General features: G+C 72.9%; 3 protein-coding genes. 1 reads left to right on the forward strand and 2 read right to left on the reverse strand.

Annotated elements, in window-relative coordinates; genetic code table 11:
• Positions 1-124: 124 nt before the first annotated feature.
• Positions 125-949 carry a maleylpyruvate isomerase family mycothiol-dependent enzyme gene (locus CCN29_RS32515; protein WP_006134921.1) on the reverse strand — a complete coding sequence of 275 codons (825 nt, stop codon included), beginning with the start codon at positions 947-949 and terminating at the stop codon, positions 125-127.
• A gap of 219 nt (positions 950-1,168) precedes the next feature.
• On the opposite strand from CCN29_RS32515, the gene CCN29_RS32520 reads away from it, so the two are divergent.
• Positions 1,169-1,963, forward strand: a complete 795-nt coding sequence (locus CCN29_RS32520) for a carbon-nitrogen family hydrolase (RefSeq protein ID WP_086686109.1) — start codon at positions 1,169-1,171, stop codon at positions 1,961-1,963.
• A gap of 28 nt (positions 1,964-1,991) precedes the next feature.
• On the opposite strand, the gene CCN29_RS32525 is transcribed toward CCN29_RS32520, so the two are convergent.
• Complete coding sequence (locus tag CCN29_RS32525) at positions 1,992-2,486, reverse strand: LURP-one-related/scramblase family protein (RefSeq protein WP_006134923.1); 495 nt, start codon at positions 2,484-2,486, stop codon at positions 1,992-1,994.
• Between the last annotated feature and the right edge of the window lie 61 nt (positions 2,487-2,547).

The raw sequence follows: 2,547 nt of genomic DNA on the forward strand, positions 1-2,547 counted from the left end.
GGGTGCGGAGGGCGTGCGGGTGTCGGTCACGGCGGGGACGGTAGCCGCCACCGGGGCGGCGGCGACACCGGTTTTCCGCCCGCCGCCGGGTCCCGCCGCGTCCCCGGTCACACCCCGCCTTCGGTCACGGCGTGACCGCGAAGTGGCGGAGGATCGCCGCGGCCAGGTCCTGGTCGCCCTCCGTCTTCACGCGGTCCGCGACCGACTCCGCCGTCACGCGGCCGCAGGCCAGGCGGACGTAGGTTTCCCAGTCGAGGGCGAGGGCGGCGGCGGGGCCGAGGGCCGGGGCGGTCTCGAGGGTGCCGCGGCCCTGGATGTCGACGCGGACGGTGCGCAGGAACTCCACCGGGCCGTGCACGTCGACGACCACCGCGGAGCTGCGCGGCGCCTGCGCCAGGTCGGCGACGACCCGCGGCAGTTCGCCGAGCAGGACGTCACGGGCGACGTGGGCGCCGGGGGAGTCGAGGTTGCCGGGGCGGCCGAGGGCGGTGCGCAGGTCCTGCTCGTGCGCCCACACGTCGAACGCGTGCCGGCGCATCGACTCCTCCAGCGTCAGCTCCGTGCCCAGCGGACCGCGCACCTTGGTGCCGGGGTCGCGGGACTCGTTCCGCAGCTGCCGGTTGCGCCGGATGATCATCAGCTCCAGCTCGGAGGTCATCTCCGGCGCCGTGTGGTGGCGGCGCACGTCGACCTGCATCTCCATGTACCGCTGGTGGTCGTTGGTGACGTGGAACAGGTCGCGCGGCAGCGTGTGGATGGGCCGGGGGTCGCCGTACATCTCCGAGTCGAGGCCGATGACGTGCGAGACCACGTCACGGACCGACCAGCCCGGGCAGGGCGTACGCCGGTTCCAGTCGGCCTCCGGCAGCGGCTGCACCAGCTCGGATATCGCCTCGATGGAGTGGGACCAGGCGTCGGCGTAGGGCTGGAGGGCGGGATGCAGACTCACGGAACGGGACCCCTCGGCGGTCGGTACACGGGCAGGTTGTGGCGGCGGTGCCAGTGGGCGATGGCTGCACTGCGCGGGTGTCTCGGGTCTCCCCCGGTTCTCGGCTTCACTCGAACCGGCGGGACCCCCAAGTTACGCTGCTGACAGGCACCCCGGCAGTGCTTTCGTGTGACGATCGTAGGCCCGTGGACGCGGGTCGAATGCCAGGACGGTGGTAGTGTGCGCGCTTCCTTGCTGCAAGTCGCCGTGAACGAGGACGAACCGGTCGAATCGCGTCGGCGCCGGGTGGCCGCGCTGGTACGGGATCAGGCCGGGGCGGACCTCGTCGTCCTCCCCGAGCTGTGGACCACGGGAGCGTTCGCCTACGAGGCGTTCGGGACCGGGGCGGAGCCGCTGGAGGGGCCGACGCACGAGGCGATGGCCAAGGCGGCGAGCGAGGCGGGCGTGTGGCTGCACGCGGGGTCCGTCCCGGAACGGGCCGCCGACGGCACCCTCTACAACACCTCCCTGGTCTTCTCCCCCTCCGGCGAACTCGCCGCGTCCTACCGGAAGATCCACCGCTTCGGCTTCGACAAGGGCGAGGCCGTGCTGATGGGGGCGGGCGAGGACCTGGTGACGGTCCGTCTGCCGGACACCGTGGTGGGCGTGGCGACCTGCTACGACCTGCGCTTCCCCGAGCTGTTCCGCGGCCTGGTCGACGCCGGCGCGGAGACCTTCGTCGTCCCGGCCGGCTGGCCCGAGCGGCGCCGCGCGCACTGGACGCTGCTGGCGCGGGCGCGCGCGGTGGAGAACCAGGCGTACGTCCTCGCCTGCGGAACGGCCGGAACGCACGCGGGAGTTCCGCAGGCGGGCCACTCGGTCGTGGTGGACCCCTGGGGCGAGGTCCTCGCCGAGGCGGGGTCCGGCGAGGAGGTCCTGACGGTCGACTTCGACCCGGCGACGGTGGCGGGCACCCGGGACCGCTTCCCGGCCCTCAAGGACCGCGTCCTGGGCCTGGACCGCCCCCGCCGCTGACCCCGGCCGCCGGTCCGCCTCCAGGGGGCTACTCCTCCCGCTCCTTCTCCGCCAGGTGGATCACGCACACCGCCACCGCGATCAGCAGCGCCGGGTCGGCGTCGTCACGGACGACGTCGACGCCGTAGGTGTCGTGCAGGGTGAGCAGGCGGCGGGAGATCACGGCGAGGAGTTCGCCGTCGTACTCGACGGCGAACTCCCGGTCGAGGATGCGCCCGCTGACGTCCAGTTCGGTGCTGCCGTCCGCCAGCGACACCCGGTAGTGGTTGCGCAGCAGCGACAGCCGCTTGCGCCGCACCGTCGCCAGCGGCTCCCCGCCCCGCTCGATCACCATGGTGTCCCGCAGCGCGAGCATCTTCTTGTGGATGTCGATGACCACGCGCCCCTCGGCGTCCTTCAGCTCGAAGGTGTCCCGCAGCCGCATCGCCTTGCCGTCGACGAGGAAGACCTTGCGGCCGCGGTCGTCCTCGATCCAGTAGTCGTCCCCGATGCCGAGGATCCGGTCCCGTACGAGAAATCTCATGGGCCGAGGGGTTCCCCGCCCCGCCTCCTCCGACGCCGCCACTAGGCCGACGGGCGGAGTC

It is taken from the genome of Streptomyces pseudogriseolus (assembly GCA_002154585.1).
In the GTDB taxonomy this organism is placed as follows: Bacteria; Actinomycetota; Actinomycetes; order Streptomycetales; family Streptomycetaceae; genus Streptomyces; species Streptomyces pseudogriseolus.